This window comes from Streptomyces olivochromogenes, from assembly GCF_001514115.1.
In the GTDB taxonomy this organism is placed as follows: domain Bacteria; phylum Actinomycetota; class Actinomycetes; order Streptomycetales; family Streptomycetaceae; genus Streptomyces; species Streptomyces olivochromogenes.
Genome location: NZ_KQ948452.1, coordinates 374,669 through 400,668 on the forward strand (window position 1 = coordinate 374,669; position 26,000 = coordinate 400,668).

General features: G+C 71.6%; 24 protein-coding genes and 1 riboswitch. Of the genes, 12 read left to right on the forward strand and 12 right to left on the reverse strand.

What is annotated here, in order from left to right; translation table 11 throughout:
* Nucleotides 1-233: 233 nt before the first annotated feature.
* The 3 genes from AQJ27_RS07625 to thiO all read right to left on the reverse strand — a co-directional run bounded on the left by AQJ27_RS07625 (nucleotide 234) and on the right by thiO (nucleotide 2,434).
* Complete coding sequence (locus AQJ27_RS07625; protein WP_067363661.1) at nucleotides 234-1,028, reverse strand: thiazole synthase; 795 nt, start codon at nucleotides 1,026-1,028, stop codon at nucleotides 234-236.
* Nucleotides 1,029-1,031: 3 nt separating this feature from the next.
* Entirely contained in the window at nucleotides 1,032-1,232 is a 201-nt protein-coding gene (thiS, locus tag AQJ27_RS07630) for a sulfur carrier protein ThiS (RefSeq protein WP_067363664.1), read from the reverse strand.
* Nucleotides 1,229-2,434: a glycine oxidase ThiO gene (thiO, locus tag AQJ27_RS07635; protein ID WP_067363667.1), complete on the reverse strand. Its 1,206-nt coding sequence runs from the start codon at nucleotides 2,432-2,434 to the stop codon at nucleotides 1,229-1,231. Before thiO ends, thiS begins: the two co-directional genes overlap by 4 nt.
* Nucleotides 2,432-2,543, reverse strand: a riboswitch (TPP riboswitch). It overlaps the preceding gene by 3 nt.
* 91 nt (nucleotides 2,544-2,634) lie before the next feature.
* On the opposite strand from thiO, the gene AQJ27_RS07640 reads away from it, so the two are divergent.
* The 6 genes from AQJ27_RS07640 to AQJ27_RS07665 all read left to right on the forward strand — a co-directional run bounded on the left by AQJ27_RS07640 (nucleotide 2,635) and on the right by AQJ27_RS07665 (nucleotide 7,644).
* Nucleotides 2,635-2,985 carry an avidin-fold protein gene (locus AQJ27_RS07640; RefSeq protein ID WP_067363670.1) on the forward strand — a complete coding sequence of 117 codons (351 nt, stop codon included), beginning with the start codon at nucleotides 2,635-2,637 and terminating at the stop codon, nucleotides 2,983-2,985.
* A 32-nt stretch (nucleotides 2,986-3,017) separates the two neighbouring features.
* Nucleotides 3,018-4,256: an NAD(P)/FAD-dependent oxidoreductase gene (locus AQJ27_RS07645; protein ID WP_079064857.1), complete on the forward strand. Its 1,239-nt coding sequence runs from the start codon at nucleotides 3,018-3,020 to the stop codon at nucleotides 4,254-4,256.
* A gap of 81 nt (nucleotides 4,257-4,337) precedes the next feature.
* On the forward strand, nucleotides 4,338-4,709 hold the full coding sequence (locus AQJ27_RS07650; protein ID WP_067363672.1) for an Rv2175c family DNA-binding protein: 372 nt from the start codon (nucleotides 4,338-4,340) through the stop codon (nucleotides 4,707-4,709).
* Between the two features lie 133 nt (nucleotides 4,710-4,842).
* A complete protein-coding gene (thiE, locus tag AQJ27_RS07655; protein WP_067363675.1) occupies nucleotides 4,843-5,493 on the forward strand; it encodes a thiamine phosphate synthase in 651 nt (216 codons plus the stop codon).
* Nucleotides 5,494-5,662: 169 nt separating this feature from the next.
* On the forward strand, nucleotides 5,663-6,586 hold the full coding sequence (metF, locus tag AQJ27_RS07660; protein WP_067363679.1) for a methylenetetrahydrofolate reductase [NAD(P)H]: 924 nt from the start codon (nucleotides 5,663-5,665) through the stop codon (nucleotides 6,584-6,586).
* Nucleotides 6,587-6,642: 56 nt separating this feature from the next.
* On the forward strand, nucleotides 6,643-7,644 hold the full coding sequence (locus AQJ27_RS07665) for an SCO2102 family sporulation regulator (protein ID WP_067363682.1): 1,002 nt from the start codon (nucleotides 6,643-6,645) through the stop codon (nucleotides 7,642-7,644).
* Nucleotides 7,645-7,684: 40 nt separating this feature from the next.
* On the opposite strand, the gene AQJ27_RS07670 is transcribed toward AQJ27_RS07665, so the two are convergent.
* The 5 genes from AQJ27_RS07670 to AQJ27_RS07690 all read right to left on the reverse strand — a co-directional run bounded on the left by AQJ27_RS07670 (nucleotide 7,685) and on the right by AQJ27_RS07690 (nucleotide 13,700).
* Nucleotides 7,685-9,178: a phytoene desaturase family protein gene (locus AQJ27_RS07670; RefSeq protein ID WP_067363685.1), complete on the reverse strand. Its 1,494-nt coding sequence runs from the start codon at nucleotides 9,176-9,178 to the stop codon at nucleotides 7,685-7,687.
* A gap of 45 nt (nucleotides 9,179-9,223) precedes the next feature.
* Complete coding sequence (locus AQJ27_RS07675; RefSeq protein ID WP_067363688.1) at nucleotides 9,224-9,838, reverse strand: DUF4126 domain-containing protein; 615 nt, start codon at nucleotides 9,836-9,838, stop codon at nucleotides 9,224-9,226.
* Nucleotides 9,839-10,232: 394 nt separating this feature from the next.
* Nucleotides 10,233-10,859 carry a TetR/AcrR family transcriptional regulator gene (locus tag AQJ27_RS07680; protein ID WP_067363691.1) on the reverse strand — a complete coding sequence of 209 codons (627 nt, stop codon included), beginning with the start codon at nucleotides 10,857-10,859 and terminating at the stop codon, nucleotides 10,233-10,235.
* Between the two features lie 11 nt (nucleotides 10,860-10,870).
* Nucleotides 10,871-12,955 (reverse strand): YhgE/Pip family protein, encoded by a 2,085-nt coding sequence (locus AQJ27_RS07685; protein ID WP_067363694.1) that lies wholly within the window; start codon nucleotides 12,953-12,955, stop codon nucleotides 10,871-10,873.
* Nucleotides 12,927-13,700, reverse strand: a complete 774-nt coding sequence (locus AQJ27_RS07690) for an ATP-binding cassette domain-containing protein (protein ID WP_067363698.1) — start codon at nucleotides 13,698-13,700, stop codon at nucleotides 12,927-12,929. The genes AQJ27_RS07685 and AQJ27_RS07690 overlap by 29 nt, the downstream gene beginning before the upstream one ends.
* 165 nt (nucleotides 13,701-13,865) lie before the next feature.
* Here AQJ27_RS07690 and AQJ27_RS07695 point away from each other — a divergent pair, with 165 nt between their 5' ends.
* The 3 genes from AQJ27_RS07695 (at nucleotide 13,866) to AQJ27_RS07705 (ending at nucleotide 16,081) form a co-directional block, all read left to right on the forward strand.
* Nucleotides 13,866-14,450: an SAV_6107 family HEPN domain-containing protein gene (locus AQJ27_RS07695; protein WP_067363701.1), complete on the forward strand. Its 585-nt coding sequence runs from the start codon at nucleotides 13,866-13,868 to the stop codon at nucleotides 14,448-14,450.
* Nucleotides 14,451-14,639: 189 nt separating this feature from the next.
* Nucleotides 14,640-15,410: a methyltransferase gene (locus AQJ27_RS07700; protein WP_067363704.1), complete on the forward strand. Its 771-nt coding sequence runs from the start codon at nucleotides 14,640-14,642 to the stop codon at nucleotides 15,408-15,410.
* Nucleotides 15,411-15,685: 275 nt separating this feature from the next.
* Entirely contained in the window at nucleotides 15,686-16,081 is a 396-nt protein-coding gene (locus AQJ27_RS07705; RefSeq protein ID WP_067363707.1) for a DUF3040 domain-containing protein, read from the forward strand.
* Nucleotides 16,082-16,433: 352 nt separating this feature from the next.
* Here AQJ27_RS07705 and AQJ27_RS07710 read toward each other — a convergent pair whose 3' ends face one another.
* The 4 genes from AQJ27_RS07710 to AQJ27_RS07725 all read right to left on the reverse strand — a co-directional run bounded on the left by AQJ27_RS07710 (nucleotide 16,434) and on the right by AQJ27_RS07725 (nucleotide 22,030).
* Nucleotides 16,434-18,821, reverse strand: coding sequence for a transglutaminase TgpA family protein (locus AQJ27_RS07710; protein ID WP_067363710.1), 2,388 nt, complete (start codon nucleotides 18,819-18,821; stop codon nucleotides 16,434-16,436).
* Complete coding sequence (locus AQJ27_RS07715) at nucleotides 18,818-20,179, reverse strand: DUF58 domain-containing protein (protein WP_067363713.1); 1,362 nt, start codon at nucleotides 20,177-20,179, stop codon at nucleotides 18,818-18,820. Before AQJ27_RS07715 ends, AQJ27_RS07710 begins: the two co-directional genes overlap by 4 nt.
* Nucleotides 20,179-21,216, reverse strand: a complete 1,038-nt coding sequence (locus AQJ27_RS07720; RefSeq protein ID WP_067363716.1) for an AAA family ATPase — start codon at nucleotides 21,214-21,216, stop codon at nucleotides 20,179-20,181. Before AQJ27_RS07720 ends, AQJ27_RS07715 begins: the two co-directional genes overlap by 1 nt.
* A 265-nt stretch (nucleotides 21,217-21,481) precedes the next feature.
* Nucleotides 21,482-22,030 (reverse strand): beta-class carbonic anhydrase, encoded by a 549-nt coding sequence (locus AQJ27_RS07725; RefSeq protein ID WP_067363719.1) that lies wholly within the window; start codon nucleotides 22,028-22,030, stop codon nucleotides 21,482-21,484.
* 437 nt (nucleotides 22,031-22,467) lie between these two features.
* Here AQJ27_RS07725 and rsmH point away from each other — a divergent pair, with 437 nt between their 5' ends.
* Genes rsmH through AQJ27_RS07740 form a run of 3 tightly spaced genes read left to right on the forward strand, consistent with a single transcriptional unit; the run spans nucleotide 22,468 to nucleotide 25,959 of the window.
* Nucleotides 22,468-23,424 carry a 16S rRNA (cytosine(1402)-N(4))-methyltransferase RsmH gene (rsmH, locus tag AQJ27_RS07730; protein ID WP_079064858.1) on the forward strand — a complete coding sequence of 319 codons (957 nt, stop codon included), beginning with the start codon at nucleotides 22,468-22,470 and terminating at the stop codon, nucleotides 23,422-23,424.
* A 22-nt stretch (nucleotides 23,425-23,446) separates the two neighbouring features.
* Nucleotides 23,447-24,001, forward strand: a complete 555-nt coding sequence (gene ftsL / locus AQJ27_RS07735) for a cell division protein FtsL (protein ID WP_067363722.1) — start codon at nucleotides 23,447-23,449, stop codon at nucleotides 23,999-24,001.
* 5 nt (nucleotides 24,002-24,006) lie between these two features.
* Nucleotides 24,007-25,959, forward strand: a complete 1,953-nt coding sequence (locus AQJ27_RS07740) for a peptidoglycan D,D-transpeptidase FtsI family protein (RefSeq protein ID WP_279636177.1) — start codon at nucleotides 24,007-24,009, stop codon at nucleotides 25,957-25,959.
* The last annotated feature ends 41 nt before the right edge of the window (nucleotides 25,960-26,000 follow it).

Here is a 26,000-nt window from a genome sequence, read left to right on the forward strand (position 1 = left end):
TGTCACCCCCACCCTTCCGGCCAATTCCGGAGCGGGACTGCAGCCGACCTGTGACGGATCTCGCACGCTTGATCGATCCGGTCCGCATGCCGTGCACAGCGCATGTAAGGCACCCTGCACCGCCACCCCCCAGCCGCCAACAGCGCCCCGCCCCCACAGGCGCCGCACACTTTCCAGCCGACTGGAAACGGGCGGTGCGCGGGCGGGAGAATAAACACACCAGCGCCGGGTGCCTAGAAAGCAGGACGCTCAGGATCCAACCGCGCCAGCCCCTCCGCAGGAGACGACGCGGAGGCGAAGTGCCGCCGAGGAATCCGGCCCGCACGCCAGGCGAGCCGCCCGGCTTCCACCGCGTGCTTCATGCCCTCGGCCATCAGCACCGGCTCCTGCGCCCGGGTCACGGCCGACGCCAGCATGACGCCCGCACACCCCAGCTCCATCGCGAACGCCGCATCCGACGCCGTACCGGCCCCCGCGTCCAAAATCACGGGCACACGCGCGTGCTCCACGATCAGCTGGAAGTTGTGCGGGTTGCGGATGCCGAGACCGGACCCGATGGGCGACCCGAGCGGCATGACCGCCGCGCACCCCACGTCCTCCAGCTTCCGCGCGAGCACAGGGTCGTCGTTGGTGTACGGCAGCACGGTGAACCCGTCGTCGACCAGCGTCTCGGCGGCGTCCAGCAGCTCGATCGGATCCGGCAGCAGGGTCCGCTCGTCGGCGATGACCTCCAGCTTGATCAGCTCCGTACCGAGCGCCTCCCGCGCGAGCCGCGCGGTCAGCACGGCCTCGCCCGCGGTGAAACACCCCGCCGTGTTCGGCAGTACCCGGATGCCCAGCTTGTCGAGCACGGACAGCACCGAGCCGTGCGCCGCGGGATTCACCCGCCGCATCGCCACCGTCGTCAGCTCCGTGCCAGACGCCACGAGCGACCGCTCCAGGACGTCGAGGCTGGGCGCACCCCCCGTACCCATGATCAGCCGGGACGAGAAGGACGTACCTGCGAGGACAAACGGATCGTCGGCCATGGTTCAGCCTCCTTGGACTGCGGTGAGGACTTCGACGCGGTCTCCCTCGGAGAGGGCCGTGGACGACCACTGCGTGCGCGGGACAACGGTTTCGTTGAGCGCGGCGGCGACGCCGGAGGGCGCGACGGTGAGGGTGGCGACGAGCGAGTCGAGGGCCGTGTCGGCGGCGACGAGCCGTCGCTCTCCGTTGACGAAGATGTTCATACGGTCTGCTCCGTGAGTGCGGTGCTGAAGCGCCCGGGGGTGAAGGGGCGGGCCTCTTCCGGGAGCTCGCCGGTGGTCAGGACGTGCGCCATGACGTCCCCGGTGACGGGCGTGAGCAGGACGCCGTTGCGGTAGTGCCCGGTGGCCAGCAGCAGCCCGTCGAGCGCGGTAGGGCCGAGCAGCGGCGCGTTGTCGGGCGACCCCGGCCGCAGGCCCGCGCGCGTCTCGGTGAGCGGCAGCTCGGTGATCCCGGGCACCAGCTCGTGGGCGTCGCGCAGCAGTTCGTAGACCCCGCCCGCGGTCACCGTCGTGTCCCAGCCCAGCTCCTCGCTGGTGGCGCCCACGACGAGCTCACCGTTCTCCCGCGGCACCAGATAGACCTGGCTGCCGCGCACCACGGCCCGCACGGTCCGGTTCAGGAACGGCGCGTACCGCTTCGGCACGGTCAGCCGCAGCACCTGGCCCTTCACGGGCCGCACGGGCGGCAGTACCTCGGCGGGCACGCCCGGGAGCTTCCCGCTGAGGCTCCCGGCGGCGAGCACCACCTGCCCCGCCGCCAGCTGCTCACCGCCCGTCGTGACGACCCCGGCGGCCCGGTCCCGTACGACGGTCAAGCGCTCCGCCCACGTCCGGTGGAACTCCACTCCGGCCCGCTCGCACGCCGTGACCAGGGCCTTCGCGAGTCGGCGCGGGTCGATCTGGTGGTCGCCGTCGACCCGCAGCCCGCCGCGCACGCCGGGCGCGAGCATGGGCTCCAGACGGCGGCACTCCCGGCCGCTGAGCCACTCCGATTCGAGCCCCGAGCGGTGTTGCAAGGCGTGCAGTTCGCGCAGGTGAGCCCGGTCGTCGGCGTCCAGCGCGACGGCCAGCGTGCCGCACCGGCGGTAGCCGAGGTCCTGGCCGCTCGCCTCGGTGAGTTCGGCGGCGAAGTCGGGATAGCGGCGCGCGGAGGCGAGGTTCAGGCCCAGCAGGGTCTGCTCGCCGTAGTGCAGCTCGGTGACGGCGGCGAGCATTCCGGCGGCCACCCGTGCCGCCCCGCCGCCCGGCTCGGGGTCCACGACCGTGACGGTGAACCCGCGCTGCGCGGCCCGCCAGGCGGTCACGAGACCGATGATCCCGCCCCCGATGACGAGGACGTCTGACGCACGTGCGTCCGATGACGGCGCATCCGAGGAACGTGCAGGTGTACGCGTAGGCGACATGGGCGTCCAGCCCCTCCCTTCGCCGGCATGACCCGGATCAGGTTCGTACGGTCGGAGGCCGCCAGCCTCCCTCTCAGCCCGGTGCGTCCAGGCTCCCGCGAGTAATCTTTTGTGCCGGGGTCCGGGGGTCGCCCCCGGAGATGCAGCACATTGGCCACCCTAGCCCGCTGCCGTATGTCTCAGTAAGGGAGCCTCCGTCCATGGCCCGTACGCTCGACGGCCTGGTCCTCGCCCCGGTCGCCGACCAGGCCCCCGGGCAGGTCGGCACGCGCACCCGGTTCACGTACCACGAGAAGGACGGCGAGATCTGGGCCGAGTACACGGGCGGGGACGTCGCACGCGGTCACCTCGTGGGGACGCGGGAGGGCGACCGCCTCGACTTCCGGTACGTGCAGCTGAAGCACGACGGCAGCACCTCGTCGGGCCACTGCGTGTCCGTGGTCGTGGAGCTGCCCGACGGACGGCTGCGCCTGGAGGAGACCTGGGAGTGGGAGTCCCAGGACGGGAGCGGTACGAGCGTTGTGGAACAGGTCACTGCGCACGTCCCCTGACTGACAGATTGTCAGTTGTCTATGGTGATCAGGTGAGCGAGCAGACGCGGGCACAGGTGCGGGCGCAGGGGCGTACGGCACGGCGGGTCGTCATCGTGGGCGCGGGCATGGCCGGCGTACAGACGGCGGTCGCCCTGCGGGAGCAGGGTTTCACCGGGGATGTGACGCTGATCGGCGCCGAGCCGCACCAGCCGTACGACCGGCCACCCCTGTCCAAGGCGGTGCTGCTCGGCAAGGCCGAGGGCTCCGCCTTCGACATCGACTTCGAGGCGCTGGACATCGAACTGCGGCTCGGCTGCGAGGCGCTGGGCCTGCGCCCCGCGGACCACGAGCTGGACACCGAGGCAGGACCGGTGCCCTACGACGTCCTGGTCCTCGCGACCGGCGCGGAACCGATCCAGCTGCCGGGCGCGGAGGGCGTCCCCGGCGTCCATCTGCTGCGGACCCTGGACGACGCCGAGCGGCTGCGCCCCGTGCTCGCCCAGCAGCACGACATCGTGGTCGTCGGGGCGGGCTGGATCGGCGCGGAGTTCGCGACGGCGGCACGTGAGGCCGGGTGCGCGGTCACGGTCGTCGAGGCCGCCGACCGGCCGCTGGCGGGCGCGCTGCCCGCGGAGGTGGCCGCGCCGATGACCGCCTGGTACGCGGACTGCGGCGCGTCGCTGCGCACCCACGCGCGCGTGGAGCGCGTCGAGCCCGGCGCGGTGGTCCTCGACGACGGCTCGCGGGTGCCGGCGGGCGCCGTGGTCGTCGGCATCGGCGCGCGCCCCGCCACCGCCTGGCTGGCGGGCTCCGGCATCGAGCTCGGCGCCCACCGGGAAGTGGTCGCCGACAACCACCTGCGCACCTCCGTGCCGGACGTCTACGCGGTCGGCGACTGCGCCTCCTTCCCGTCGGGCCGCTACGAGGAGCGCCTCCTCGTCCACCACTGGGACAACGCCCTCCAGGCGCCGCGCACGGTCGCGGCGAACATCATCGGCGAGGCCCCGGCGGCGTACGACCCGGTCCCGTACTTCTGGTCCGAGCAGTTCGGCCGCTTCGTCCAGTACGTCGGCCATCACGCCCCCGCCGATACGACCATCTGGCGGGGCGACCCGTCGGGCGCGGCCTGGACGGTGTGCTGGCTCCGCGAGAGCCGCCTCGTCGCCCTGCTGGCCGTGGGGCGTCCCCGTGACCTGGCCCAGGGCCGCCGCCTGATCGAGGCGGGCATGCCCATGAACCCGGACATCCTGGCCGACCCGTCCCGCCCTCTGAAGGACGCCGCGGCCTGACCGCCCGGTTTGCGTCGCCCGGACGGCGGTCCGGGGGGCGCCCGGGTACCGAGTGTCAGTCCGGGATGGCAGGCTTGTCCCGTGACCGAGATTGACGCAAAGATCGATGCTCTCGTCCCCGCCTGGCTCACCCTCCCCGACATCGCCGAACAGCTCGGCGTCGAGGTGACCCGCGTCCGGCAGTTGGTCAAGGAGGGCCAGCTGATCGCCGTACGCCGTGGTGAGAACCGCGCGCTGCACGTCCCCGCCGCCTTCATCGACGGGGACGAGCAGAAGGTCGTCAAGGGCCTGACCGGCACCTTGACGCTCCTGCGGGACGACGGCTTCTCCGACGAAGAGATGCTCGAGTGGCTCTTCACCCCCGACCCGAGCCTGCCCGGCACCCCCGCGCAGGCTCTGAGCGAGAATCGCGGCACGGAGGTGAAGCGCCGCGCCCAGGCGCTCGCCGTCTGATTCGAACGACCGTCCGGCGTACGGACCACGGCCGGCCCCGGACCACCCCGGCCGCCGCGGTCCGTACGCACCGCACCACGTCCGTAGGGTGCGTACGACATCCGTACGCACCCGCACCACGGGGGACACACGCATGCCCGAGAACGCCGCCCGGACCCGCCTCGCCGACGCCCGCGTCTACCTCTGCACGGACGCCCGCAAGCGCCAGGGCGACCTCGCCGACTTCCTGGACGCGGTCCTGACCGGCGGCGTCGACATCGTGCAGCTGCGCGACAAGGGCATGGAGGCCGCCGAGGAACTGGAGCACCTCCAGGTCTTCGCGGACGCCTGCGCCCGCCACGGCAAGCTCCTCGCGGTCAACGACCGGGCGGACGTCGCCCACGCCATCGGCGCCGACGTACTCCACCTGGGCCAGGGCGACCTCCCGGTCCCCGCCGCCCGCGCGATCCTCGGCGACGAGGTCCTGATCGGCCGCTCCACGCACGCCGAGTCCGAGGCCGCGGCAGCCGCCGTCCAGGACGGTGTGGACTACTTCTGCACCGGCCCCTGCTGGCCCACCCCCACCAAGCCAGGCCGCCACGCCCCGGGCCTCGGCCTGGTCCGTTACACGGCCTCCCTCGCCACCGACCGCCCCTGGTTCGCCATCGGCGGCATCGATCTCGGCAACCTCGACGAGGTCCTGGAGGCGGGCGCCCGCCGTGTCGTCGTCGTACGGGCGATCACCGAGGCGGCGGATCCCGGCGCGGCGGCGGCGGAATTCGCGAAGCGGCTGCGTCAGGCGTAAGCGGCGGCGGTGTCAGGCACGGGCCGTGCCCCGGGGCGCGTCGATGGTCCGAGCGACCATCGGACCGGTTGTCCCCACAGGTGTCCGAGGGGTGGACAAGAAGTCGACAAATCGGACAATTGGCGTCGGTTCGGTTGGGAGACCGCCGCCCCCTGACTAACCTGCGGGTATGGCCCTTGGATCTGCTTCCACCAGGACTGATCGCGCACGCACCGTGCGCGACATGCTCGCCACCGGCAAGGCGACGTACTCGTTCGAGTTCTCCGCGCCGAAAACCCCCAAGGGCGAGCGGAACCTGTGGAACGCGCTGCGCCGCGTCGAGGCCGTCGCCCCTGACTTCGTCTCCGTCACCTACGGTGCCGGTGGCTCCACCCGCGCGGGCACGGTCAAGGAGACCGAGCAGATCGTCGCCGACACGACGCTCACCCCGGTCGCCCACCTCACCGCGGTCAACCACTCCATCGCCGAACTGCGCAACATCATCGGCCAGTACGCCGACGCCGGCATCCGGAACATGCTCGCGGTCCGCGGCGACCCGCCCGGCGACCCGATGGGCGAGTGGGTCCCGCACCTCAAGGGCCTGACCTACGCCGCCGAACTCGTCCGTCTCATCAAGGAGTCCGGCGACTTCTGTGTCGGCGTCGCCGCCTTCCCCGAGATGCACCCGCGCTCCGCGGACTGGGACGTGGACGTCGCGCACTTCGTCGACAAGTGCCGGGCCGGCGCCGACTACGCGATCACCCAGATGTTCTTCCAGCCCGAGTCGTATCTGCGCCTGCGTGACCGGGTGGTGGCGGCCGGCTGTACGACACCGGTCATCCCGGAGGTCATGCCGGTGACGAGTGTGAAGATGCTGGAACGACTTCCAAAGCTCAGCAACGCTTCATTCCCGGACGTCCTGAAAGAGCGGATCCTCACAGCCAAAGACGATCCGGCGGCTGTACGCTCCATTGGGATCGAGTTCGCGACGGAGTTCTGCGCGAGGCTGCTGGACGAGGGAGTCCCCGGACTTCACTTCATCACGCTCAACAACTCCACGGCGACGCTGGAAATCTACGAGAATCTGGGCCTGCACCATCCGCAGCAGGCCTAGACCGGTCGCACCCACGTACGACACACTGCGTAGCGGCCACTGGGAGAGGGGCGTACATGGGCTGGACGGTCCTCTATATCGCGTTCGGCATCGTCGCGTTGTGGCTGCTCGGCGAGGTCCTGCTGCAGTACAAGGCGCGGCTGCGCTGGCGCCTGCTCGCGTTCGTGGGCTTCCTCGGTGTCGTCTTCGGCGTGCTGATTCCCTCCGTGATCGTCATCGGGCTCGGCGCGGCGGCCTTCGCGGTCGGCCAGACGTACGTCACCCTGTCGTTCCGCCGCGGGTTCGCGGAGGGCTGGGCCGTGGGCAACCGGCAGGCCGCCGACAGTGGCGACGGCAAGGGCTTCGGCAAGAGCAAGCGACGCCGCGGTGAGGACCACCAGGACCCGGCGCTGGAGGTCTCCGACCTCGAAACGGCCGAGGGCGCCGAGGCCAGGGCCGAAGGAGTGGCCCGAGGCGCGGCGTATGCCCAGGGCGACGACTTCACCCGCGAGGACGACGTGTTCTCGCCCGCGCACTCCGACCGGTTCATGCCGCCCGGCTCCGGCGACCTGACAGCCGCCGAGGCCACCGCCGTGTACGAGCCCCAGCCCCTGCCCGACGACACCGGCTCCTACGGCGTCTACAGCGACACCGCCTACGCGGCCGCCACCGAGCAGTCCTACGCCGCCGCGGCCCAGTCCCAGGACCAGCAGGCCTACGCGTACGACGGCTATTCGACCGGGTACGACCAGCAGCAGTACGGCTACGACAACGGCCAGCAGCAGTACGCGGCCTACTCCGACCCGTACATCGGCACGCAGACCTACGGCGGCGCCTCGTACGACACGACCTACGGCGGCGGCGACCAGCAGTACACGCAACAGCAGCAGGGCTACGGCCAGGACCAGTACGCCACCGGCGGCTACGGCGGCGAGACCCCGGCCGGCGGTGTCTGGGTTCCGCAGCAGCGCAACACCGACGACCCCTACGGCGGCGAACTCCCGCCGGAGCAGCCCTACCCGTACCAGGGCAACGGCAACGCCAACGGCGCCGGGTACGACGAGCAGTACCGGTACTGAAGGCCGCCCTCCCCGGGCGGCCTTCGGCGGGCCGGTGCGCTCACTGAGAGCCCCGGAACTGCGGTCCCTCCACGATCAGTCCGGACACCAGGGCGCCCGACATGCCCGCGTGCGGGAGGCCACCGCCCGGGTGGGCCCAGCCGCCGACCACGAACAGCCCCGGCATACGGGTGGTGTTCGACGCGTGCAGCAGCCCTCCGTCCGCCGCGGCGAGCGCCGGTGCGGGGACGGCGCCACCGTCCGCGGCCGTCTCCTCCGCGAAGTCGGCCGGAGTGCGGACCTCGTGCCACAGCAGACGGTCGCGCAGGCCCGGTATCGCGCGCTCGGCGACACCGAGCACCCCCTCCACGTCTGCCTCGGACACCGACAGGCCCGACGGGACGGTGACGCTCAGCGTGACCGCCTCGTGCTCCGCGCCCGGCGCGAGGGCGGGGTCGTCCGGGCGCGACACCGTCACGGTGGGCGAGGAGGAGAACCCCGGACGCTCACCGAAGAGGCGGTCCAGCTCCTCCGTACGGTCCGCCGCGTGCACCACCGTCCGGTGTGCCACCCCCTCGGGACGCCCTCCGCGCAGCGCCAGCAGCACGGTCAGCCTGCTCGGCGCCCCGCGCTGCGGCGCGATCTCGTCACCGCCCCGTAGCGCCGTCCCGGGGACCAGGGTGTCGAGCGCTCCGGGCGCGACACCGGCGACCACGAAGTCGGCGTCCGCGACCTCGCCGTCGGCCAGCTCCACACCCGTCGCCCGGCCGTCCTTCTCGACGATCCCGGTGACCTCGGCACCGAAGACGAACTCGACCCTGCGGGCCACGCACCGCTCGTACACCGCGCGCGCCAACTCCCGTATGCCGCCGCGCACATACCAGGTGCCGAAGGCGTGCTCCATGTACGGCAGTACGGCCGCGCTCGCCGGGGCGACGCGCGGATCGAGCCCGTGGGCGAGGGCGTGACTCTCCAGCAGCGCCGTGAGGCGCGGGTCGCGCAACTCCCAGGCGCCGACCTCGGCGAGGGTCGTGGCACGGCGGGTGCGCAGCAGCTTCTTGTGCGGCACCGAGGGGTAGGGCTCGCGCTCGGCGAGCACCGACCAGTTCGGCCACAGAGGCTCCTCCAGGAGCGGCCTGCGGGTGCGGTCCCAGGCCTCGCGTGCCCGCACCAGGAAGTCGCCCCACCGTGCGCCCGCGCCCGCCCCGAGGGCCTCGTCGAGGGCGGTGACGACGCCCGCGCGCGAGGCGTTCGGCAGATCGACCTCCGTGCCCTCGGCGAAGACATGGCGCGAGGACGGGTCCACCTGGACCAGCTCGACGCACGCCTCCAGGGGCTCCTTGCCCGTCTTGACGAACAGATCGCGGTAGACCGCGGGCAGGGGGAGCAGCCCCGGGCCCGTGTCGAACGTGAAGCCGTCGCGCTCGAAGCGGCGCACCGCCCCGCCGTACGTCGCCGCGCGCTCGTACACCACCACCCGGTGGCCCGCGACGGCCAGCCTGGCGGCGGCCGCCATCGCGCCCATCCCGGCGCCGATCACCGCAATCCGTCCCATGCCAGCGACTTTATCGGCCGCCACTGACAGCCCGGCCCGCGGTGCTCAGTCGGGTGGCTGTCCCACCCGCTCGGCCAGGCGTTTCTCCTCCCGGCGCTGGGCCCTGCGGCGCAGGAACCGGCGGATCCGTGAGATCAGGAAGAAGAGCGCCAGCAGTCCCGCGAGCAGCAGCACGCCCGCGATGATCGCCGCGGCCTCGGGGTGGAACATCGCGAAGGTCAGGATCCCGGCGACCCCGAGATCCTCGGCGGTGCTCATGACGAAGTTGCTGAACGGCTCCGGCGAGGTGTTGATCGCCATCCGCGTCCCGGCCTTGACCGTGTGGCTCGCCAATGCCGTCGAACCGCCGATCGCGCCCGCCGCCAGATCGGAGAGCGAACCGCTCTGCCCGGCGAGCAGCGCGCCGACCCACGCCCCCGCCGCGGGGCGGATCACGGTGTGCACCGAGTCCCACACCGAGTCCACGTACGGGATCTTGTCGGCGACCGCCTCGCACAGGAAGAGAACGCCCGCTGTGATCAGGATCTCAGGGCGTTGAAGGGACTCCGGGACGTCGTCGCTCAGACCGGTCGCTCCGAAGATGCCGAGGAGCAGCACCACCGCGTACGCGTTGATGCCACTGGCCCAGCCGCTGGTGAAGACCAGGGGGAGTACGGACACGGACGCGATCGTAACCAGTTGACGACGGCACGGCCTGGGCATGAGTGCGTACGACTGAGTATCCGTACCTAGTGAGTGAGATGAGTACGCGCGCGGATGGGGCCCGACCTGCGCGAAAGAGAGAGTGGAGGCACGGAAAGGGGCGCGGCTCCGGCACCGCCGACACGGGGCGGCGGAACGGTCCTCGCGCCCTTGGCCGCTCCTTCCGCCGACTCCGTCGGCGGGAGCGAGGCACGGGGGAACCCGGGGGACGACCGAACGGGGGCCCAACGGGGAGTACGGGGGAGTACGGGGGAGTACGGCCAAGCGCCGGTTCGAGGTGGCCCGCGGGGGACGCGGCCACCTCGGACCGGCGCTTGGCCGTACTCCCGTTTCCGTACCGAGCTCCGTCAGCTCACCGGTTGCCGCTCACGCGGCCCTGGAGCAGCCGCGACAGCGCCGCGTGGACGTCGTCGAGGGAACGCTCCGGCTGGAAGGCCTGCCAGTCCAGGGCGGCCACCAGGACCATCCCGACCAGCGCGGCGGCCGTCAGCGGAACGTCGATCTCGTCGCTGAGCTCGCCGTTCGCCACCCCTTCGCGCAGCACGCCCTCGACGACCGCGACCGCCTCCTGCCGGACCACCATGAGCGTGGACTGCCAGGCCCGGTTGGTGCGCCACAGCTCGGCCACGTAGAGCTGGGTGAAGGCCGGGTAGCGGTTGATGAAGGCGAGACCGGCCCTGATCATCGCGTCCAGTGCGTCGACCTTGGTGCCGCCGTCCCGCTCGGTGCGCTCGGCGGCCTCCCGCAGGGAGGCGGTGAGGAGCCCCACGCCGTGCCGCAGCAACTCCTCGAAGAGGACGGACTTGCTCGCGAAGTTGTAGTAGACCGTGCCTTTCGCGACTCCGGCCCGCTCGGCGATCTCGTCCACGGTGGTGGCGGAGAACCCCTGTTCCGCGATGAGGGTGACCGCCGCCTCGTAGAGCTTCTGCCGGGTCGCCTCGCGACGGCCGCCGCCTGCCGTGGTGCTGCTGCTTTCCATGGCCCTGATTGTCACAGGCTCAGCTCGGGGTGCAGACGGTCGAGGGTCCACACCTGCTTGCGGTGTGCCGACAGGGCGGTGAGCGCGAGCGCGCCCGCGGTGAACGCCGTGAGGACGGCGCACGCCTGCCAGACCGGTCCGAGACCGCCGCCCGTGATGAGCCTGCGGAGGGCCTCGACGACGTAACTCATCGGCAAGAAGGGGTGGATCGCGTTGAAGAAGCCCGGACTGGTCTGGACGGGGTACGTGCCGCCGGCCGAGGTCAGCTGGAGCATCAGGAGGGCGAGTACGAGAATCCGGCCCGCCGCTCCGAAGCGTGCGTTCAGCCACTGCACGAGCGCCGCGAAGCACGCCGTCACCAGGCACAGGAAGCCGACCGTCCCGGCCGCCCGCACCATCTCCAGGCCGATCGCCCAGTGCAGCACGGACATCAGGGCCACCGTCTGGAGCACGCCCAGAGCGGCCACCGGCAGCCAGCCGGCCAGCGCGATGCGCCAGGCCGAGGCACCCACCGCGAGCGCGCGCCGGTTCAGCGGCTGGATCAGCATGTAGGCCACCATCGCGCCCACCCACAGGGACAGCGGGATGAAGTACGGGGCGAAGCCGGTGCCGTAGTTGGGCGCCTTGTGCAGGTCCTTGGAGGCGAGCTTCACCGGGTCGGCCATGACCTGGGTGCGCAGGTCGCGGTCCTGCCGGTCGTAGTCGGGGATCTGCCCGGCGCCGTCGTGCAGCCCGCCGGCGAGCTGCCCCGAGCCGCCGACGAGCTTGTACATGCCCTCGTCGAGGGTGCCCGCGCCCGTCTTCAGCTTGCCGACCCCTGTGTCGAGGTCCGCCGCGCCGGTCTTGGCCGTGCCGAGCCCCGTGCGCAGCTTCTTGGCCCCCGCGGCGACCTTCTCGGCGCCCTCGTTCAGCTTGTCGACCTTGGAGGCGGCGTCGGTGAGGTCTTCGGAGAGGTGCGGCGAGCGGTCGGCGAGGGCCTGGGCCTGCTTCTGCAGGGTGCCCAGGTTCTTGTCGAGCCGGTCGAGATCGCCGTTCTGGTCGCCGATGAGCGTGTTCACGTCGTCGGCGACCTCGGCCACGTCCGCGGCCGCCTGCCGGGCCTTCTTCAGGTCGGGGCACGCGGCGTCGGGCAACGGCAGGGTCTCGCAGCGTGCCCTGTAGACGGCGCTCAGCGCGTCGGACGCCGTATGGGCGCCCTTGGCGGCGGCCGGGGCCGTCTTCACCAGCGTGTCGAGGTTGTGGCGGATCCCCGCGGCGGAGTCGGCGACGAGCCGGGCCGTGTCGCCGATCGACTTCTCGTTGTCCTTCAAGAAGGGCCCCACCTTGTCCGCGACCCCGTTGACCTTCTCGGCCAGCGCCCCCGTGCCGTCGGCGACCTGCCGCGAGCCGTCCGCCAGGTCGCCAGCGCCCTTGTCGAGCTTCCGCAGGCCCCCGGAGAGCTTGCCACTGCCCTCCTTGGCGTCCTTCAGGCCGTCGGCGAGGTCCTCGGAGCCCTTCCGGGCCCTGCTGATCCCACCGCTGAGTTTGTCGGCCCCCTTGGCGGCCTTCTCGGTCGCCCCGTGGATGTCCGAGAACGAGATGAAGATCTTGTCCAGGAACGACCGGGAGGCTTTCGTGGACGCCGCCGTGCGCACCTCGCCGAACACCGTCCGCGAGATCTGCCCGACGATGTAGTTGTTCGCGTCGTTCGTACGCACCTGGAGGGCGCCCGTCTCCGGAGCCTCCCCGGAGCTGGAGGCGATCCTCCGGCTGAAGTCGGACGGCATGGTCAGCGACAGGTAGTACGTGCCGTCCTCGACACCTCGGCGGGCCTCGGCCGCGCTCACCTCGTGCCACTCGAAGGTGTCGCTGTCGCGCAGCCCCTTGGTGATGTCCTCGCCGGCCGAGAGCTTCTTGCCCGCGACGCTCGCCCCCTTGTCGTCGTTCACGAGCGCCACGGGGATGCGGTCCAGCCGGCCGTACGGATCCCAGAACGACCACAGGTAGAGGGCGCCGTACAGCAGCGGCAGCAACAGGAGCGCGACCAGCGCGGCGCGCGGGAGTCTGCCCCGGCCGAAGCGCCTGAGCTCAAGAACGGCCAGTCTCGGCGAGCGCATCGGCCGTCTCCTTGTCGTCGGTCTCGCTGGTGTGGTCGGTCGGGCGGGTGGACACGCGGACGGCTCCGTCGGGAGCCTCGCCGCACACCGCCACGACCGTGGTGCCCGACTGGGCGATCGACTTCAACAGGGCCCAGACCTCGGCCCGTTCGGCATCCGACAACTTGAGGTCGGTGTCGTCGACGCCGAGCAGCCCCGGGCGGCCGACGAGGGCCAGCGCGACGGACAGCCGCAGGGCTTCGAGCCGCTCCAGGTCGCGTACGGCGGTCCGGGAGCCCTTGGGCAGGGCCTCCCGGTCCAGGCCGGCGGCGGCCAGCGCGGAGTCGATCCGCAGCTTCCCCTCGGCCGCCCGCTCGGCTCGCGGACGCAGCGGCCCGCGCAGGGAGTCCTTCAGAGACCCCCCGAACCGCCGCTGCAGCAGCGCCCGTTCCAGCAGGTGCTCCCCGACGGTCAGGGCGGGGTCCAGGTCGGTGACGCCCGGGACATGGGCCAGCGCGCTCGCGCGACGCACCGCGGCCATCTGCCGCGGCAGCGTGGCCCCGCCCACGGTGGCCGTCCCCTCGGTGGACCGCATCCGGCCCGTGAGCGCGAGCAGCAGGCACGTACGGCCCGAGCCGGACGGCCCCTCGACCGCGATCAGCGAGCCGGGCCCCGCATCGACACCGACCCCGCGGAACGCCCGGCCGCGAGGGCCCTCGAGTCCGAAGTCCCTGGCCGTGACACCGAGTCCGTGCGGACCGTCCACAGCGTCCCCATCCCCTGAACATTTTTGAACTGACTGGTCAGTGCAAAAACTAACCCGAACCTTCGATCGAAGCAAAGGCCCAGGTCAGAACGGATTGTCAGTGGCATACCTCACGATGGGCACATACGGCCACAGTGCCGTCACACAGACGACAGGAGGTTCGTCATGGCCACCTCTTCCGCAGCAGCCGCCCACCGGCGCCGCGCCACCGGCCCTGCCCCCTCACTGACCGGCCCGGCGAGCGACGTGCACCCCGTGCTCCGCCGGACCACGGCCCCGCCCGCCGCCCTCGACCTGCTCGCCCAGGCCCGCGCCGGCCTCGACGAGGCGACCGCCCTGGAAACACCCAACGAGCGCTACGCGACGGCGCACTTGGCGGCCCTGCGCACCGCCGCCGCCGTCCTCGCCGCCCGGGGCCGCCCGGAGCCCACATCCCGACGCCGCGCCCGCATCCGGAGCGCCTGGGAAGTGCTCCCCGAGATCGCGCCCGAACTCACCGAGTGGAGCGCCCTGTTCGCCTCCGGAGCCGAGCGGCGCGCCCGTGCCGAGGCGGGTATCCGGGGCGCGGCCGGCACCCGCGACGCCGACGACCTGATACGCGACGTGGCGATGTTCCTGCGCCTCGTCGAGCGGATGCTGGTGCTGCAACCCGTGCTGCCCCAGCCCCGTCGCAACGGAGAGGAGGAGGGGGACGGAGACGGGGAGGGCAGGGAGCACAGGGGGGACAGGGAGGTCCCGGACGCGAGCTGACTCCGTGATCCGCCGCGCGATCCGAAGCCTGATCCGATGCCTGATCCGACGCGTGATCCACCGGGTGAGACGCAGGGTCGGGTACGACGGCGGAGGCAATAGGGTGGAGGCGCCTGAAGCCTCCTGCCGGGAGGCCCCCCGATCGCTCCGCCGCGCAAGAGGCGGTGCCGCTCCGAGGAGTCAACTGCCGTGCCGGACCCGACGCGCCCCCGCGCTTCTCTCCGTACCGCCGTGGTCTGGGAGGTCCTCAAGGACGCTCTCGACCGTCGGGTCAAGGCCACGGGGCGGGAGTCCCTGGACGTCCTCGACACCGGAGGCGGCAGCGGCAACTTCGCGGTGCCCGTGGCCCGCCTCGGCCACCGTGTGACCGTCGTCGACCCCAGCCCGAACGCGCTGTTCGCGCTGGAGCGCAGGGCCGCCGAGGCCGGGGTCGCCGACCGTGTCAAGGGTGTCCAGGGTGACGCCCACGGCCTCTTCGACGTCGTCGAGCGCGGTGGCTACGACGTCGTGCTGTGCCACGGGGTCCTGGAGTACGTGGACGACCCCGCCGACGGCGTGCGCAACGTGGTGGACGCGCTGCGCCCCGAGGGCGTTCTCAGCCTCCTCGCGGCGGGCCTGGGCGGCGCCGTGCTCGCCCGTGCCCTCGCCGGCCACTTCAAGGAGGCCAGGCAGGCGCTCGACGACCCGGACGGACGCTGGGGCGAGGGGGATCCCGTACCCCACCGTTTCACCGCCGACCAGCTCACCGCGCTCGTCGAGGGCGCGGGTCTGCGCGTCGGCGCCGTGCACGGCGTACGGGTCTTCGCGGACCTGGTCCCCGGCGTCCTCGTGGACACCGAGCCAGGTGCCGTGGAAGCCCTCCTGAAGCTCGAGGCGGCGGCCGCCGAACTCCCCGCGTTCCACTCCGTGGCCACGCAGCTTCATGTGCTCGGTGAGGCGCAGGGGGCCGACGAGGGGTGAGCCGCCTCTCATGTTGCGCCCCTGATCAGGGGCGGGGCGGCAGATGGAGTACGCCACACGCCACCCGATCGGGCGCTCGGCGCCGTATGATCGAGGGAGACCGTCCGGCATGACGGGCCGGTTGCTGGGGAATGCACGCCTCAGTGAATCGGGGTGCCATGGCGGGTTCCGGTTGGCGAATTGGCGCAGAGGGGCGGGTTTCACGGGGGCGATTCCCTGCCTATCCTGAAGGGGACCCCCGGTCGCCCCGGCGACTGCACGATGAGGAGGACGCCGTGCCGCTCTCGGAGCACGAGCAGCGAATGCTCGAGCAGATGGAGCGAGCGCTGTACGCCGAAGATCCCAAGTTCGCGACAGCGCTTGAGGGAAGCGGGCTGCGTACGTACACCCGGCGACGGGTCTACCAGGCGGTCGCTGGCTTCCTGGTGGGTATCGCGCTCCTCGTGGCCGGAGTGGCCTCCAAGCAGATCTGGGTAAGCGTGGTGGGCTTCCTTGTCATGCTGGGCTGCGCGGTGCTTGCCGTGACCGGTTGGCGCAAGGCTCCCAAGCCGGGTGAACAGCCGGCCGCGCCCGGCGCACCCGCCGCACGCCACCAGGGCCGACAGCGCCGCTCCATGATGGACCGCATCGAACAACGCTGGCAGCGACGCCGAGACGAGCAGGGGCAGTAGCCCCGCGGGGTCAGTAGCCCTGCGGGCGCCCGCAGTCGAAGACAACGCGTGAGGGGGTGTCCCACCCGGGCCGGGTGGGACACCCCCTCAGCCGTACCCCGAGAGGGCGTCTTGCCCGCGCCGGCATGCAGCGCCGACGTGAAGCGCCTGCGTGACCCCGACGTGAAGCGCCCCTGCGCGACGCCGACGAGAACCGAACCCGCGTGACGCCGACGAGAACCGAACCTGCGCCTGTGGACGCCGGCCGCTGCAGGCGGGTCGCCACCGGCGGCTTCCGTCCCGGTCGCGCACCAACCACATGTGGCCCGTGTCCCCGGCCGGGGACACGGGCCACACATGGTTCAACGCGACGTCAGCTGTTCTGCCCCGAAGGACGTCGCAGCAGGGACTCTCTGCGCGCCGCCAGCCGGGCCGACAGAGCCGTCCAGTAGGCCGACGCCGCCCAGGCCACCCGGACGGCTGAGCGGGGCGCGAGCAGGGCGCGCAGGCGGGCGGTGCGGCTCGCCCGGGCGCCGAGGGCGTCCGTGACACGGCGGGCGTCCTCCGCGAGCCCCGCCGTCAGCCGGGGGTGCGGGGCGTACAGCACCTGCTCGACCGCCGCGGCCAGCCGGTGCACCGCATCCGACGCCTCGGCTTCGAGGAGCCCGAGTCGCACGATCCGCGCCGCGGCCTTGCGTGGTGTCTGGGACTCGTCCGGCACGATTCCGTAGTCCCACGCCGTATCGGTCACCTCCAGCCACGTCGCCAGCGTGTACGCGGGCGCGTCCGCCTCACTGCGGCCGTGCGCACCCAGCCGCACGTCCCGGAGCCGCATCCGCCACAGCATCGGCAGCAGCGGTATGGCCAGCAGCAGAAGCCCGGCCAGTGTGTACAGCAGGATCTGGAGCCGCGGAGTGCCGTCGTCCTTCGAGCCCACCGTGGCCGGCGCGGACTGGCTCGGGCACGCCTCCAGCTTCTTCTGCTCGGCCAGGCAGTTGCCGCTGGCCGAGGGAGCGGTGGACGGCGCCGCGGACGTCGACGTGGACGGCTTCGGCACCGCCGACGAGTCCGACCCGGGCGTGTCCGTCTGGGTGTACTCCGGCACCGAGCCCCGGTTCGGGGTCGGCTCGAAGCGGGTCCAGCCCACCCCTTCGAAGTACAGCTCGGGCCAGGCGTGCGCGTCCCGCAGCCCCACCGACATCGAACCGTCGGACTGCGGGGAGCCGGGCGTGAAGCCCACCGCGACCCGGGCCGGAATCCCCAGCGTGCGGGCCATCGACGCCATCGCGAAGGAGAAGTGGACGCAGAAGCCCTGCTTGTCCTTCAGGAAGCGCGCGATCGCGGCCGAGCCGGTGCCCACCTGCACCTGGGTGTTGTAGGTGAACCCGCCGTTCACCGCGAAGTAGTCCTGGAGTTTGACCGCCTGCTCGTAGTGGTTCGTCGAGCCCGCGGTGACCTTGCGCGCCGTGTCGGCCACCACCGCGGGCAGCGACGACGGCACCTTGGTGAACTCGCGCTTCAGGACCTTCGACGGCTCCGGCGCGTTCGCCAGCTGCTCCGCGGTCGGCTGCACGATCAGGCTCGTCACCTGGTACTGCACGCCGCGTGTGTTCTGACCGTGGTCACCGACGAGCGTGCGCCCGACCGGTTCGTACCGCCAACTGCCGCTGATGTTCACCTTGCTGACCGGGTACGGCATGGGCAGCCAGTCCTGCGCGTACCAGTCGGCCGCCGAGATGCGGGTCTGGATCTCGCTGCGCTGGACATCGGCCCCGAGGCCGATCGGCGTCGGGAACGTGTCCGGCACGTCCTGGATGTGTCGCTGGGCCGGCTTCCACGCCGTGCCGTCGAAGTCGTCCAGGGACACGATCCGCAGATACATGTCCTGGGTGTCTTCGGTGTTGGTGCGATAGGACATGACCTGGCGGTCCTCGTCCACGTTCAGGCTGTCGCGGAGCGAGACCAGCGGGTTCACCGCGGAGATCGTGCCGCCCCCGGAACCCGAGCCGACGCCCGCCCCCGCGCCGCCCAGCAGACCGCCGTCGAGGGCGGGCAGGGCGAGCGGCACCGCCAGGGCGACGCCCAGCGCGACCACGCCGATGCGCCGCCCCGTGCGGACCGGCGCGACCGTGCCCGAGGAGGCGTCCAGCCCCTGTGAGCGGGGCGCGCCGCCGAAGACCCGGCCCCACTGGGAGAGCCGGTCGCGGCCCTCCGCCAGGAGCAGCATCAGATAGCCCGTGGCCGCGAGCAGGAACCACAGCCAGGCCCAGCCGCCGCCCGACAGTCCCGCGGCGACCGAGTACAGCGCGAGCAGGGGGAGTCCGGCGGGGGCAGCGCTGCGGAACGTCACCGCGAGCGTGTCCACCGCGAGCCCGATCACCAGGACACCGCCGATCAGCATCAGGCGGATGCCGTCGGACAGCGGCGCCGGAATCGCGTACCGCCCGACGTCGTCCGTGCCCGCCTGGAGCAGATCGCCGAGATGCCGGAACGCCTCCGGTCCCGGGACGAAGCCGAGGAGCGCCTGCTGCTGGGCGAAGACCAGCGTCAGCAGCATCAGCGTCACCAGCGCCTGCGCCGCCACCGTCAGCGGCCTGGCCAGCGGAACCCGCCGGGTCAGCGCGCCCACACCGGACTGCAGGGCCAGCAGGAGCACCGCCTGGAGGAACCACGTCGCCGGCTTGACCAGCGGCAGCAGCGCGCACGCCGCCATCAGTGTGGCCGCCGCCGAATACAGCGTCAGCCGAGCCCGCCCGCTCATGATCGTCCACCCCCTGCCGTACTCCCCGTCGAGGCGGCGCCCGCGCGCTGCTGGTCCGCCTGCCGCCACAGATCGGCGAGTTCCGCCCCCCGTGGCACCGTCACGGCGGTCCAGCCCGCCTCGCGCAGCATGCGCAGTCGATCCTCGCTCCTGTCCAACGGGCCGGGGACGTCGGTCGGTTCCCGCACCCAGGTCTCGCTGTCCAACAGGAAGGCGACGGCCCCGCCGCTGCGCTGGCGCATCTTGGCGAGCACCGTCGCCTGCTCCTCGTCGAGGTCGCCGAGAAAGGCGATCAGCAGCCCTTCGTTACCCCCACGCAGGACGTCGTAGGCCCGGGAGAGCCCGGCGCCGTCCGAGTGGTCGATGACCGCGAGCGTGTCCATCATCAGTCCGGCCGCGTCCGCCGACTCCTGGCTCGCGCCAGCGAAGCCGTCGGCGCCCTCGCCGGGCACCGAGTTGCCGTCGTCCGTCAGCAGCCGCACCGAGAAGCCCCGCTCGAGCATGTGGACCAGCGTCGACGCCGTGCCCGACACCGCCCACTCGAAGGCGGAGTCCGGGCCGGCGCCCTCGTAGGAGATGCCCCGGGTGTCGAGCAGCACCGTGCAGCGGGAGCGCTGCGGCTGTTCCTCGCGACGGACCATCAGTTCGCCGTAGCGCGCGGTCAGGCGCCAGTGCACCCGGCGCAGGTCGTCGCCGTAGCGGTAGCCGCGCGGGATGATGTCGTCCTCGCCTGCCAGCGCCAGCGAGCGCTGCCGCCCGTCGCCGTACCCCTTCGCCTCACCGGTCAGCCGCACCGGCGGCAGCGGTTCCACGCGCGGGATGACCGTCAGGGTGTCGTACGTCGAGAAGGAACGGGTCAGTTCGCACATCCCGAATGGGTCCGTCAGACGCAGTTGCAGCGGACCCAGCGGATAGCGGCCGCGCAGGTCGGAGCGGACCCGGTAGGACACCTCGCGCCGGCCGCCCGCCTCCACCCGGTCCAGGACGAACCGGGGCCGCGGGCCGAGCACGTACGGCACCCGGTCCTGGAGCATCAGCAGGCCGGTGGGCAGCCGCGAGACGTTGTCCATCCGCAGATGGACGCGGGCCTCGGAACCGGCCGGTACCCGCCCGGGGGAGAGCCTGCGGCTGCCCGCGACCCGGTAACGCGTGCGGTACAGCACGGTCGCGCAGACCAGCGGCAGGACCGCGAGAAGCAGGCCGACCCGGAGCAGATCGCTCTGCCCCAGGACGTACGCGCAGATCGCGGCCGCGATGCCGGCGGCCAGGAAGGAGCGTCCACGGGTGGTGAGACCGGTGAGCGCGGTGCGCAGCCCGCCCTTGTCCTCCTCGGCGTCGCCCGTCCCCCCGGGCGTCATCACAGCCTCCGGGGCGGCTGCTGGCCGTACGCGGGCGCGCCGCGGCCCATCGTGAAGCCCGGCTGCTGCTGGGGTGCCGCGGGAACGGCGGTGTGCTGAAGGATCTCCTGGACGACCTGCTCGGCCGTACGGCGGTTCAACTGCGCCTGGGCCGTGGGGAGCAGACGGTGGGCCAGGACCGCCACGGCGAGTGCCTGGATGTCGTCCGGCAGCGCGTACTCCCGGCCGCTGAGCGCCGCGGAGGCCTTCGCCGCGCGCAGCAGATGCAGCGTGGCACGCGGCGAGGCGCCGAGTCTGAGGTCGGGGTGGGTGCGCGTGGCGGCGACCAGATCCACCGCGTACCGCCGGACCGTCTCCGCGACGTGGACCGTGCGGACCGCGTCGATCAGCTTCACGATCTCGTGCGCGTGCGCCACCGGCTGGAGGTCGTCCAGCGGGGAGACCCCGCCGTGGATGTCCAGCATCTGGAGCTCGGCGTCCGCGCTGGGGTAGCCGATGGAGACGCGGGCCATGAAGCGGTCGCGCTGGGCCTCCGGCAGCGGGTAGGTGCCCTCCATCTCGACCGGGTTCTGCGTGGCCACCACCATGAAGGGGCTGGGCAGCTCGTAGGTCTGCCCGTCGATGGTGACCTGGCGCTCCTCCATCGACTCCAGGAGCGCGGACTGCGTCTTGGGAGAGGCGCGGTTGATCTCGTCGCCGATCACGATCTGCGCGAAGATCGCACCCGGTTTGAACTCGAAGTCCCTGCGCTGCTGGTCCCAGATGGACACACCCGTGATGTCCGAGGGCAGCAGGTCGGGCGTGAACTGGATACGCCGCACCGAGCAGTCGATGGACCGTGCCAATGCCTTGGCCAGCATGGTCTTGCCGACGCCGGGGACATCCTCGATCAGAAGATGTCCCTCGGCGAGCAGCACGGTCAGCGAAAGCCGTACGACCTCAGGCTTGCCTTCGATCACTCCTTCCACCGAACTGCGGACACGCTCCACAGTGGCGGTCAGATCTGTAAGGCTCGCTCGATCGTCATAGGTCGTCACCCGGCCCTCCTCGGCCCGTTCTCGGGCCGACGCCCTGTGCGGACCGGCCCACCCCGAAACACGGACACCACGCGCGAGAAGTTCCGCGTGACGCCACAACCGCATTCTTGTTGCCGTTACCGGTTCGTGTCACTCGCCTGTGGATAACTGGCTGCGATATGTCAGGTCTTGCGACTCTTTGGGTGCCGGTGGGTCGGGGCTTTTTCGTGAAGTGAGGGTCCCACGAGGGCCCCAGGAAGTTTTACGAGGGGCCCGGTGGGAGTGTTCAGGCGGGGTCGATCTCGCGCAGCAGGCCCGTCGTCACGTCGAAGACGAAGCCGCGCACGTCGTTCGTGTGCAGGAGGAACGGTGAGGTGCGCACGCGCTGCATCGACTGCCGTACGTCCTGTTCGACGTCCCGGAAGGCTTCGACCGCCCAGGCGGGGCGCTGGCCGACCTCCATCTCCAGGTCGTGCCGGAAGTCCTCGGTGAGGGACTCCAGGCCGCAGCCGGTGTGGTGGATGAGAACGACGCTGCGGGTGCCGAGCGCCCGCTGGCTGATGGTGAGGGAGCGGATCACGTCGTCGGTCACGACGCCGCCCGCGTTGCGGATGGTGTGGCAGTCGCCCAGCTCCAGGCCGAGCGCGGCGTGCAGGTCGAGCCGGGCGTCCATGCACGCGACCACCGCGACGTGCAGCACGGGGCGCGCGTCCATCCCGGGATCGGTGAACGCTCCGGCGTACTTCTGGTTCGCCTCGACGAGACGGTCGGTCACGCCACCGCTCGTGGTTATGGCGTCTTCGGGCTCTGTGGGTACGGATGCAGAAGTCGTCATAGCTATGACGTTACTGGTCAGGTACGAAGTAGTCCTGCTGTGAGAAGGGACAAAGAACGTCATCGTGTCTTGTTGTGAGGTAACCCACATGGGTGTTTAGAGATCGCCCGGATAGGTGATTTTTGCCGATTCGTAGCTTCGATCGAGGGTTCATGGAGGAGTGGTCCGCGACGCGCATGCCGGTTGATTGACCGCGAGACACCGTGGACTAAAGTGACGCGAAGCGGGAGGCGAGGCTCTCCCTGCTGGACTGCTTTCCCCTGGAGACCCGGCGATTTTCCGGCGTCTCCCCCCGCGTGCGCGGCGCGTACGTACGGCTCGGCCTCCTCCCGCTCCCGGTCGGCTGACGCCACTCACCCGGCGCCAGCAGGCCTCCCCTTCTCGAGCGGGTGGGGACCCGGCGGTGCGTACGGCCGCGCCGGACCTGAGAGGGCCCCTTGAGCCAGAGTCGACACGTCCCGGTGATGCTCCAGCGGTGCCTGGACATGTTGGCCCCGGCCCTCACCGAGCCGGGCGCCGTGGTCGTCGACTGCACCCTGGGACTCGGCGGCCACAGCGAGGCGCTGCTGACCCGGTTCCCCGAGGCCCGTCTCGTCGCCCTCGACCGCGACAAGGAGGCACTGCGCCTCTCAGGAGAGCGGCTCGCCCCCTTCGGTGACCGTGCCACCCTCGTGCACGCGGTCTACGACGAACTGCCCGAGGTGCTCGACCGCCTCGGCATCCCCCGTGTCCAGGGCGTCCTGTTCGACCTGGGCGTCTCCTCCATGCAACTCGACGAGGCCGACCGCGGCTTCGCCTACGCCCAGGACGCCCCGCTCGACATGCGGATGGACCAGACGACCGGCATCAGCGCGGCCGAGGTGCTCAACACCTACCCGCCGGGCGAACTGGTGCGCATCCTGCGCGCGTACGGCGAGGAGAAGCAGGCCAAGCGGATCGTCTCCGCCGTCGTGCGCGAACGCGAGAAGGAACCCTTCAGCAACAGCGCGCGGCTCGTCGAGCTGATCCGCGACTCCCTGCCGCAGGCAGCCAAGCGCACCGGCGGCAACCCCGCCAAGCGCACCTTCCAGGCGCTGCGCATCGAGGTCAACGGGGAGCTCAGCGTCCTGGAGCGGGCGATTCCCGCGGCCGTGAAGGCGCTCGCCGTCGGCGGCCGGATCGCCGTCCTGTCGTACCACTCGCTGGAGGACCGGCTGGTCAAGCAGGTGTTCGCGGCCGGCGCCGCCACCACCGCGCCGCCCGGTCTGCCGGTGGTGCCCGAGCGCTACCAGCCCCGGCTCAAGCTGCTCACCCGCGGTGCCGAACTTCCCACCGAGGAAGAGGTCGCCGAGAACCGGCGAGCGGCTCCCGCACGACTGCGCGGGGCCCAGCGCATCCGCGAGGACGCCGAGTGAGGCACCAGGAGGGGGAGATCGAGTGAGTAGGAAACCCGAACTCAGGGGGCGGGCCGCCCGGCTCGCCCGGCTCCTCCCCGCCGGCGGGGGCCATGCCGCCCGCACCCCCTTCGTCCTGCTCGTCGTGCTCCTGCTCGGCGGCGGCCTGATCGGCCTCCTCGTGCTGAACTCCGCCCTGAGCGAGGGCTCGTTCCACCTGGACGACCTGCAGAGGGACACCAAGAGCCTCACCGACGAGGAGCAGGCGCTGCAGCGGGACGTGGACACCTACTCCGCGCCCGACGCCCTCCAGCGCCGCGCCCGCGAGCTGGGCATGGTGCCCGGCGGCGACCCGGCCTTCCTCAACCCGGACGGCAGCGTCAAGGGCGTCCCCGGAACGGCCGCCCACCAGTCCTCCGCACGCAACCCGGTGGTCCGCCCGCCCGAGGTCCTCGCCCTCACACAGCCCACGGCCCCGGCCACCGGCGCCCCGGCGGCCGCCGTCCCCTCCGCAGGCGTCGCCACCCCGCGGATCCCGACCCCGCAGACCCCCGCCCCCACCCCGTCCGCGCAGCCCTCCTCGACCCCCGGCAGGTGACGGAAGTGTCCGACAGGGAACCGCCGCGCCGTCGCGTGCCCGGCCCCGCCAGGCCCGTACGCCCCGGCGGCCAGCGGCGTCCGGGCCCCGGCGCCCGCCCCGCACGCCGCCCGGGCGCGCCCCGGCCCGGCGGCCCACAGGCCCTGCGGCTGGGCAGCCCCCGTCCCCGGCTGCGCATGGTCAGCCTCACCCTGACACTGGTGATGATCGCCTTCGTCGTACGCCTGCTCCAGGTGCAGGCCGTGGACGCCAACGCCTACGTCGCGAAGGCCGAGCAGAACAGGTACGTCGGCCGCACCCTGGCCGCCACCCGTGGCGGGATCACGGACCGCAACGGCGTGGAGCTCGCGACGAGCGTGGACGCGTACGACATCACGGCCGACCCCACGATGTTCACGCAGGACACGACGAAGGTGACGGACGCGCCCGAGCAGGCCGCGGCACTGCTCGGGCCGATCCTCGGCCAGGACGTGGACACCGTCGCCAAGAAGCTCCGTACGAAGAACACCCGCTACACACTGCTCGCGCACCGCCAGACCCCCCAGGTCTGGAAGCAGATCAAGGACCTGAGGAACACGCTCGCGGTCAAGGCGGAGACCGACAAGAGCACCGTCAACTTCCTCGCGGGCGTCGTCGCGGTCCCGGCCAGCAAGCGCGTGTATCCGAACGGCGCTCTCGCCGCCGGGATACTGGGCTGGGTCAACGCCGACGGCAAGGGCGGCGGCGGAGTCGAGCAGAAGCTGAACAAGGAACTCGCCGGCAAGGACGGCAAGATCCGCTACGCCCAGTCCGGCGGCCGTCAGGTGCCGACCGCGGGGTCGACGGAGACACCCGCCGTGGCGGGCTCCGACGTCGAACTGACCATCAACCGCGACATCCAGTGGGCCGCGCAGAACGCCATCAGCGAGCAGGTGAAGGCGTCCAGGGCGGACCGCGGGTACGTGATCGTGCAGGACGCCCGCAACGGCGAGATCCTCGCCATGGCGAACTCGCCCGGCTTCGACCCCAACGACCTCACCCAGGCCGACGCGGCGGCCCTGGGCAACGCGGCCCTCCAGGACGCGTACGAACCCGGCTCCACCGCCAAGGTCATGTCGATGGCAGCCGTTCTGGAGGAGAACGCCGCAACACCCGAGACGCACGTGGTCGTGCCCAACCGGCTGCACCGCGGCGACCGCCTCTTCCAGGACGACGTCGACCACAAGACCTGGAACCTGACGCTCAACGGCGTGCTCGCCAAGTCCAGCAACATTGGCACCATCCTGGCGACCGGCCAGCTCGGCAAGACGCAGAAGGCGGCGAACCAGGTCCTCTACTCGTATCTGCGCAAGTTCGGCATCGGCAGCTATACCGGGCTCGGCTTCCCCGGCGAGACGAAGGGCATCCTGGCGCCCGCCGACAAGTGGTCGACCTCCCAGCAGTACACGATTCCTTTCGGCCAGGGCATGTCGATCAACGCGATGCAGGCGGCCTCCGTCTACTCGACGATCGCCAACGGCGGCGTACGCGTCGAGCCGACACTGGTGCGCGGCACGAAGGGGCCCGACGGCCTGTTCACCCCGGCCTCCCAGCCCAAGAAGACGAGGGTCGTGAGCGAGAAGACGGCGAAGACCCTCGCCCAGATGCTGGAGTCCGTCGTGGACGACGAGCAGGGCACCGGCGCCAAGGCGCGCATCCCCGGCTACCGGGTCGCGGGCAAGACGGGTACGGCCAACCGCGTGGATCCGGCCACCGGCAAGTACCACGGCTACACCTCGTCGTTCGCCGGCTTCGCCCCCGCCGACAAGCCCCGGATCACCGTCTACTGCGCGATCCAGAACGCCACCAAGGGCAGCTACTTCGGCGGCCAGATCTGCGGACCCATCTACAAGCAGGTCATGGAGTTCGCGCTCAAGACCCTCCAGGTCCCGCCCACCGGAGCGGGGGCCGCCAATCTGCCCGTGACCTTCACGCCGTGATCGATTCCGGCCATATCCCCTGATCAGGACTTGATCAGGGT

Coding starts and splice junctions, on each gene's coding strand:
- AQJ27_RS07625 (WP_067363661.1), bottom strand. CDS start 1,028: ATGGCCGACGATCCGTTTGTCCTCGCAGGTACGTCCTTCTCGTCCCGG.
- thiS (WP_067363664.1), bottom strand. CDS start 1,232: ATGAACATCTTCGTCAACGGAGAGCGACGGCTCGTCGCCGCCGACACG.
- thiO (WP_067363667.1), bottom strand. CDS start 2,434: ATGTCGCCTACGCGTACACCTGCACGTTCCTCGGATGCGCCGTCATCG.
- AQJ27_RS07640 (WP_067363670.1), top strand. CDS start 2,635: ATGGCCCGTACGCTCGACGGCCTGGTCCTCGCCCCGGTCGCCGACCAG.
- thiE (WP_067363675.1), top strand. CDS start 4,843: ATGCCCGAGAACGCCGCCCGGACCCGCCTCGCCGACGCCCGCGTCTAC.
- metF (WP_067363679.1), top strand. CDS start 5,663: ATGGCCCTTGGATCTGCTTCCACCAGGACTGATCGCGCACGCACCGTG.
- AQJ27_RS07665 (WP_067363682.1), top strand. CDS start 6,643: ATGGGCTGGACGGTCCTCTATATCGCGTTCGGCATCGTCGCGTTGTGG.
- AQJ27_RS07670 (WP_067363685.1), bottom strand. CDS start 9,178: ATGGGACGGATTGCGGTGATCGGCGCCGGGATGGGCGCGATGGCGGCC.
- AQJ27_RS07680 (WP_067363691.1), bottom strand. CDS start 10,859: ATGGAAAGCAGCAGCACCACGGCAGGCGGCGGCCGTCGCGAGGCGACC.
- AQJ27_RS07685 (WP_067363694.1), bottom strand. CDS start 12,955: ATGCGCTCGCCGAGACTGGCCGTTCTTGAGCTCAGGCGCTTCGGCCGG.
- AQJ27_RS07695 (WP_067363701.1), top strand. CDS start 13,866: ATGGCCACCTCTTCCGCAGCAGCCGCCCACCGGCGCCGCGCCACCGGC.
- AQJ27_RS07710 (WP_067363710.1), bottom strand. CDS start 18,821: ATGAGCGGGCGGGCTCGGCTGACGCTGTATTCGGCGGCGGCCACACTG.
- AQJ27_RS07715 (WP_067363713.1), bottom strand. CDS start 20,179: ATGACGCCCGGGGGGACGGGCGACGCCGAGGAGGACAAGGGCGGGCTG.
- AQJ27_RS07725 (WP_067363719.1), bottom strand. CDS start 22,030: ATGACGACTTCTGCATCCGTACCCACAGAGCCCGAAGACGCCATAACC.